4 protein-coding genes are annotated in these 7623 nt (G+C 72.7%); all 4 read right to left on the reverse strand.

What is annotated here, in order from left to right:
• Positions 1-344: 344 nt before the first annotated feature.
• A complete protein-coding gene (locus IPQ09_25180; GenBank protein ID MBL0197463.1) occupies positions 345-3671 on the reverse strand; it encodes a hypothetical protein in 3327 nt (1108 codons plus the stop codon).
• Entirely contained in the window at positions 3668-5824 is a 2157-nt protein-coding gene (locus tag IPQ09_25185) for an ATP-dependent DNA helicase (GenBank protein MBL0197464.1), read from the reverse strand. The genes IPQ09_25180 and IPQ09_25185 overlap by 4 nt, the downstream gene beginning before the upstream one ends.
• On the reverse strand, positions 5817-6287 hold the full coding sequence (locus IPQ09_25190) for a VRR-NUC domain-containing protein (protein ID MBL0197465.1): 471 nt from the start codon (positions 6285-6287) through the stop codon (positions 5817-5819). Before IPQ09_25190 ends, IPQ09_25185 begins: the two co-directional genes overlap by 8 nt.
• A gap of 81 nt (positions 6288-6368) precedes the next feature.
• The coding region (locus IPQ09_25195; GenBank protein ID MBL0197466.1) for a DEAD/DEAH box helicase family protein at positions 6369-7623 on the reverse strand (1255 nt) is incomplete at its 5' end.

Consider the following 7623-nt stretch of genomic DNA (forward strand, 5'->3'; position numbering starts at 1 on the left):
TCTGTCACTCCCTCTGCCATCGCTGCCAAAATGGCACGCCCCGGTGCATCGTGGCACGCGCCTCCCCCGCCATCGGCGCCCGCCCGGCTCCGGTCCCGTCGCGCGATCTCCAGCGCCCACGTCCACCATCGCCCCACCCATCCCCGCTGTCGTCGACCCAGACGCCCAGGCGCCCGAGCAGGGGAGTCCAGCCGCCCGCGAGGAGCTCGGCGCACTCGGCGACGGTCGGGAGGCGGAGCGCTCGGCGGACGGTGCCCACGGTGCCGCCCGCCATGCTCGCTCCTGCCGTCGGGGGCGCGAGCCAGGGCACGGCCGCTGGAGGCGCGCAGAGGCACCCAGGAGGCTCAGGAGAGGCGGCGGAGGGGACGGACGCCGGATCGTGCGTCGGGAGGGCGGCGCGGGCGGAGCTTTGGAGGCTCACGAGTGCAGCCCGCCCTTCCCCGGAGCGCCCGGACCCATGTCGACCTCGCCCCAGCCGAAGTCGGGGTCCTCGGGGTCGTAGTCGGTCGAGAAGTCGGCGAGGGGGTCGAGGGTGAGTCTGGTGACTCTGGTGAGTCTCCCCAGCCCCCCGGCGCCTCGGGCACCCTTGCATTTACATGCGCAGGTGCGCGCTCACCCGCAAATGCATGATGGTCTCGTACGGGGTAGCCGGAAACAGAGTCACCAGACTCACCAGAGTCACCCTCCCTCACCATCCCGGCGGTGGTCTTCCGGGCGGGCTCGGTCCCACGGACGCACCACACGGCGCCCTCCTTCCCGGTCTTGGCGAGGGACAGCGCCCGGAGCGCCCCGTCCGCGCACATCACCACGCGCCCCTTGTAGGCGCGCAGCGTGTTCCCCAACTGCCGCGTCGAGGGCAGCTTCCCCGGCGCCGTCTGGATCAGCTCCGCCAGCGCCTCCCGCAGCGCCGCGTACGCCACCGGCCGCTGCTGCCCGAAGGCGTCGCGGTCGTCGCGGTCGAGCTCCCGCAAGGCCATCGCCGCGGTGCAGTGCCCGCCGTAGCGCTTGGCCACCTCGGGCCAGCCCGCGATGAGCCCCCGGAGGGCGCCCGCGGTGAAGTCGGCCTCGGCGCGCAGCTCCTGGCGGGTCTCGGCCGGGTCGGCGAGGCCGCACCAGACGATGGCGCCCCGGATGAGGTCGGACCATCCGGAGAAGCTCCCCCAGGGCGCGAGGCCGTGGCGCGGGCGGCCGGCGAGGACGTAGGCGCGCAGGACGGTGAGGGCGGCGGTGACCAGCTCGGCTCTATGGGCACGGGCGTACGCCTCGACGTTCTCGTGCCGGAACCCGACGCGATCCTCCGGATTGGCCTCCGGCGACTCCAGCCGCACGTGCAGCACCCGGCGCTGCATATCGCCGACGAGGGCGACGTTGTTCCCGGTGGCGTACCAGGTGATGGCCAGCGGGAGCTTGACGGTGGTCGACGAGCCGAGGATGCGGTCGGACCATTCCGTCGCCGTGAGGGCCGCGTCCATCGACGGCCCGCCGAGGTTGCCGACGATGTTGTCGATCAGCACCAGGGTCGCGCCCTCGATCGCCAGCGCGGTGATCCGCTTGCGCTGCTCGGCGTCGTCCTCGACGGGCGCCATGACGGCGATGGGCCTCCCGGCGACGACCTCGGAGATGATGCTCACGCACTTGCCCTTGCCCGCGCCGGCGGTGTTGGCGTCGAAGAGGAAGAGCGGCTTCGGGCCCCCGAAGGCGTAGACCGCGAGCGGCGTCAGCAGCGCCGCGATGGCGGCCGAAGCGTGCGCGGGCGTGCGGAAGGGGAAGTCGCAGAAGAGGTCGGCCAGCTTGGCGATGGCGGCCTGGGCGTCCTGATGGGTGGGCGCCTTGGGCACGGCCGGGTACTTCTGCGAGGGCGTGTAGATGACGCCGGTGGCCTCGTCGTACCCGGGCTCCTCGATCACGCTCCCGTCGGGGCGGAGCATCGGGCAGTCGACGATGCCCTCCAGCGCCCGCAGCCCCATCCACTGCCCGCGGGCGGCGACGGCCTGGACGCAGGTGGTGGGCACGTGCACGACCTTCGGTCCGTCCTCGCCGTCCGTGGTCCACACCGCAGCGCCCGACAGGTACTCCCTGAGCGTGGGGAGCGGGAGCGGGGCGATGCGCGAGGCGCCCGCGGGCCGGGTGATGCCGCGCAGCGGGGACTGGTCGGCGACGACGTAGACCAGGGCGCCGCCGCGCTGGTAGACGCCGGGGTGGCGGGAGAGAGCGATGACCGCCTCGTCGGCGACGCGGTCCTCGTCGGGCCCGAGCATGATGCGGGGCTTGCGCGCGGAAGCCTGCTCGACGCGTTCAACAGCTGCAGCGCGGTCTTCCTCGCGGCGACGTGCCTTGAGCGCCGCGGAGAGCGCGGTGTTGAAGGGTCGCGCGGGCACCTTCAGTTCCTTCACCCGCGCGTGCACCTTCGCCTGATCGGCGGCGGAGAGCGCGGCGACGCGGGCGATGAAGGCGTCGGAGAGGGCGATGTCGGGGTCGGCGCTCAGGTCGGCAAGGACGTCGGCCAGGAGGGTTTCGAGGGTGCCGCCCATCATGCCGCCGTCGCTCATCGCGTCTCCTGTGTGCTGTGCTGCTGTCAGATCCTCCGCATCCGCCATCCCCGCGAGCGCGATGGTCTCCGGCCGCGGGGTGCGTCCCGAGTCGTGGAGGATGTCCACCAGGGCAGACCACGCGGCCTGCCCGGCGTGCGCGGTGAGGGTGGCGCCAGCGGAGAGCGCGTCGTCGAGGCCCTTGGGCTCGTGCGTGGCCGGGTCGGTGGCCCACGTCTCGAGCTCGAGCTCTGCCCCGGGCATCTCCGTCCGCAGCAGGTGCGCCGCCATCTCCAGGCCGCCCGCGACGTGGAGATTCGTGCGCGCGTCGGCGTCCCACGCGAGGCGGATCACTGTCGGCTGCAGCGCCTGCAGCAGCGGGAGCGCCGTGCGGATCGCGCTGGCGCCTGGGATCGCGAGGGTGACGACGCCGGAGAGCGCGGCCGCGACGTCGGCCTTGAGCGGGCCCTCGGTGATGCGACAGATCCTGATGGGTGCGACGTCGAGCATCCCCATCGACCCGACCGGCGCGTGCGCGAGCGAGCCGGGGGAGGCGCCTCCCGCGCTGCCGCTCGACAGCCAGAGGTAGCGTGGGTCTCTCGCGCCATCGCGACGCACCTTGAGCGCCGCGATCCGCCCTCCGGCGTCGCGCACGGGGATCAGCACGCCGTCGAGGTCCGGGAGCTTGCCGTGGTGCAGGCCCGGGACATCGGCGGGGAGCGTGCCGCCGAGGGCCTTCCGCGCGAGAGCGACGACGGCCGCGCGCTCCTGGGCGGTGCGCGGGATGGAGGCGTAGCCGCGGGCGACGATGTCTTCCGGTGTCAGGCCTCGACCCATGAGCCCAGCCTCGTGCTCCACCGACAGCCCGCACGCGCTCAGCAGCGCCGTGTAGACCAGGTGCCGGGTGTCGACGTCAGCGAGTGGAGCGGCCGGCGGTGCTTCGTGGGCGCGGCGCGCGGCGGAGGAGACCCCGTCGGCGAAGAAGAGGCGGTACTCGCCGACCTCATCTTCGCGCGCCACGCCGCCGTCGATGGCGTAGCAGCACTTGGCCACGCGGCCGTCGATGGTGGCCGCGCAGCGCTTCGGGCTCTTGCAGATGCGGCAGGGCGAGCGGTGGGAGACCGGCTTCCAGTCGCGGCTCATGACGTGCTCCTGCTGCTGAACCACTGCTTTACGGCCTGGAGAGAGCGCGCCTGCGCGGGCATCCCCAGGCTCTTGATGACCCCGGCGCCGTAGGCCTTCGAGGTCAACCGCGGGTCGCACACGACCACCACGCCCCAGTCCGAGACGGAGCGGATCAGCCTCCCGGCTCCCTGGCGCAGGGCGAGTGTGGCGCGCGGGAGCGACTCCTCCCGCCATCCGGTCCAGCGGTCGCCCGTGCGTGCGAAGGCGAGCTCGGAGAGCGCGTCGAGGACCGGGTCGCCCATCACCGGGAAGGGCATCTTGTCGAGCACGACTGCGACGACGGCCTCCCCGGGGAGGTCGACGCCCGTCCAGAAGGAGGTGGTGGCGCAGAGGATGGAGGGCTTTGATTTCATCGCGGCGAGCAGGTGCGGCCGGGGCTGCTCGCCCTGGCAGAGCACCGGGAAGCCCAGCCCCTGAGCGCGCAGGTGCTCCGCGGCGCGCTTCGCCATGCGGGTCGAGGTGAAGAGCGCGAGCGTCCGCCCGCCGGCCGCCCGTGCGACCTCCTCGACGGCCTCGACCACCCTGGCGTCGAAGCCCTCGCGGTCGCGCGTCGGATCGCCCATGCCGCTCGGGAGGCAGAGCAGCGCCTGGGCGCGGAAGTCGAAGGGGGAGGCGACAGCCAGGGCCGGTGTGGTGCTGGGCAGCCCGAGCTGCTGACGAATCCAGTGCCACGCATCCGAGGCGCCCGCCTCCCTCAGCAGGTTGAGCGCCGGGAGCGGCCCCGTGGTCAGCGTGGCCGACGAGAGGATGACGGCGCGCGACCGGGCGAAGAGCTCGGTCTGCAGGACGCTCCCGACGTCCAAAAACCGCCCGCAGAAGCGCACGCGCTCGTTGCCGCGCTTGTCGGTGTGCGACTCGAGCCAGAGCACCGTGTGCGGCGCCTCGGCGGGGCAGATGGCGGCGTCGAGCCAGGGGCGGGTGCGGCGCGCGCGGCGCTCTGCATTCTCGGCGGCGCGCAGCACCTTGCGCTGGTCGGGGTCGATGTCGCTCCCGAGGGCCTTGATCGCGCGCACGGCCTTCGACGCCATCGCCGCAGCCCGGTCGAGCAGTTCGATCAGGTGCTCCGCGGGGAGGCCCTCACGGACCCGATGCGCTTCCTGCCGCTGGCCCGGGTGCGCGATGGGCAGTCGGTCGCCCATCTCGCGCCAGAGGGCGGCGGCCGACTGCTCGATCTGCGAGGCGAGAGCGATGCGCTCCGGTGCGCTCCCGCCATCGTCACCATCCTCGGCCGACCGCTTCAGCCATGCGCTCACCTTCGCGGCGCCGCGCTCCGTGAGGTCGCGGCCCATGAAGTCGCGGGCGATGTCCCCGGCTTCGTGGGCCTCGTCGCAGAGGACGGTGTCCCACGCGAGCCCGCTGTCCTTGCTCGCGGTCTTCGGGACGATGATGTCCTGGAAGGTCTCGCGCCTTACTGAGATGTGCGCGAAGAGCAGGTGGTAGTTGACGACCACCACGCGGACGCCTTCGGCCTTCGCCTTGGCCTTCCGGGCAAAGCACTCGTCGAAGTGGTCGCAGCCGTCGCGCAGGCAGTCGTCGGACTCGACCGAGCGCATCGCCCAGACGCCATCGCGCACGATCATCGGGAGCTCGAGCCGGTCGCCCGTCTCCGTCGTGCGCGCCCAGGTGTCGACGGTGCGGAGCTCGGCGCGCTCTTCCGTGGAGAGGTACGTGGGCGCGGGCTCGGAGAGCGTGTTCTGGCAGAGGTAGTTGCCGCGCCCTTTGAGCAGCGTCCACGTCAGCGGCTCGCGCAACTCGCCGTCCAGGGCCTTGGCGAGCGCGGGCAGATCGTGCTGCACCAGTTGCTCCTGCAGCGCGATGGAGGCGGTGACGACGAGGACGGTCCGCCCGGTCTGATCCGCCTGCAGGATGGCCGGCACCAGGTACGCGAGCGTTTTGCCGGTGCCGCACGGGCCTTCGGCGAGGAGCTGGCCGCCCTTGTCGACGGTGTCGGCGATGGCGCGGGTGAGCGTGATCTGGCCCTCGCGAGGCGCGTAGTCCTTCCACTGCTCGGGGAGCACGCGGGAGAAGACGTCCGCGGTGCGGTCGCTGAGGGCGGGCGCTGCAGGCTTGGCCGCCCACGGGCCCTGGAGGATGCGCGCGGGCTCACCCACGGGACACCTCCGCCAGCCTCTCGACCTCGAAGCCCGCGACGATGCATCCGCACCGCGTCGCCGTCTCGACCGCGCGCACCGCATCCTCGACGCTGCGCACGACGGCGACGTTGCGACCGCCCCCGACGATGAGGCCGTCGGGGCGCTGCACCCCGTGGCGCGCGGCGGTGTGCCACCTCTTCTGGTGCTCCTCGACGACACCCTCGGGGGTCTTCACCTCCAGCCAGAGGGCCAGCGAGGAGCCGTGGTAGAGGACCTCGCAGAGCAGGTCGGGCGCGCCGGTGCCCCCGACGCCGTACTCGACGCGAGCGCCGCCCTCGTAGACGGCTGTCCCCACATTGTTCCGCCAGACCGTGCAGCCCGACACCTTGGAGAGCGCCGCCATGATGCGCCCCTGCAAGATCGCCTCGGGGTTGCTGCGCAGGGTCTTCTTCGGGGCCTGATTGACCGCATTACGAGGCATGGACGTCTCCGGCAGTTTGCGAGGCGGCTTGCGAAACGGACTGGTTTTCGAGGTATTCGCGCACCCAGGAGGGCGGCTTCTTCAAGACGGCGGCGCGGGCCCACGCGGGGCTGATGTCGGGGCGCTTGGCGGTGATGGCGCGCACGGCGCCGTCGACCCACTGCTGCACCCGCGCGCCGATGGGGATGCTCGACGCGGCGAAGAGGGCGGCGCGCTGGATGCGGAGCATCTGCACCGGCGAGTGATGGACGGAGCCGCAGGCGGGGCAGACCGTGCGCGGCGCGAAGAGGTGGTGACAGGCCTCACAGCGACGGAGTGGCTTCGGTCGCTCGACCATCGACCGCCCCTGCGCCCCCTCCAGCGACCACCGGCGCGCATCGTCCGGCAGCCCGTGGAGGTGCACGGCGCCGCGGAGGTCGTAGACGTGGCAGTCGACCTTACGCGGCCGGTGATCGGGCAGGTGTAGGCGCGGAGGCCCCGCCCGATGGCCTGGAGGTACGGCGTCACGGTCGTGAAGGCCCCGCAGAGCACCACCACGTCGAGGAGCGGCGCGTCGAAGCCCTCGAGGAGCGCCTTGACGGTGACCAGGTGCTGCGTCTCGCCGCTCGCGAGCCGGTCGCGCACCGTCGAGCGCACGTCGAAGGGCGTGGAGTCGAGCACCGTCTCCGCGCCCGGGATGCGCCGCGCGATGTCGAGGGCGTGGGCGGCGGTGGCGGCGAAGATGACCGCGCGCCTACCCTGGCAGCGGCTGTTCACCAGCTCCGCCGGGTCTTCCGCCACCCCGCGCTCCAGCACCTTCGCGGGCGCGTGGACGATGGGCTCGACGAGGAAGCCGCCGTCGATGAGCTCGCGCACCGACGGGCCGGTGACCAGCGCTTGAAATTCGTCGAGCGGCTGCTCGTCGCCCCGACACGGGGTGGCTGATAAGCCGAGGATCTTCGCGCCCGTGCCCTTGTAGTGCGCGATGACGGCGCGGTTGGTCGCTGAGCTGCTGCGGTGGGCCTCGTCGAGAATGAAGCGGTGCGCGGGCGGCACCTGCTCCCCGCGCGCCAGCATCGGCGCGAGGGTCTGCGTCGAGCACACCTGGACGGGCGCCGACGGGTCCGACGGCCGCCCCGCCTTCACGATGCCGCAGGGGACGCCCATGCTCCTCAGCCGCGCCGCGGTGTCGTCGAGCAGCTCCTCGAGGTGCGCCGCGAAGACGAAGCGCCGCCCCTGGGCGAGGGACGGGAGGATGACGCCCTCCGCGATGGTGGAGGTCTTCCCAGAGCCGGTGGGCGACTGCATCAGGACGGCGTCGGCGCCCTCCTTCACGGCCCGGTGGAGCCCGCCGACG

This window comes from Myxococcales bacterium (assembly GCA_016720545.1).
Taxonomy (GTDB): Bacteria; Myxococcota_A; Polyangia; order Polyangiales; family Polyangiaceae; genus JAAFHV01.

Coding starts and splice junctions, on each gene's coding strand:
- IPQ09_25180 (MBL0197463.1), bottom strand. CDS start 3,671: ATGAGCCGCGACTGGAAGCCGGTCTCCCACCGCTCGCCCTGCCGCATC.
- IPQ09_25190 (MBL0197465.1), bottom strand. CDS start 6,287: ATGCCTCGTAATGCGGTCAATCAGGCCCCGAAGAAGACCCTGCGCAGC.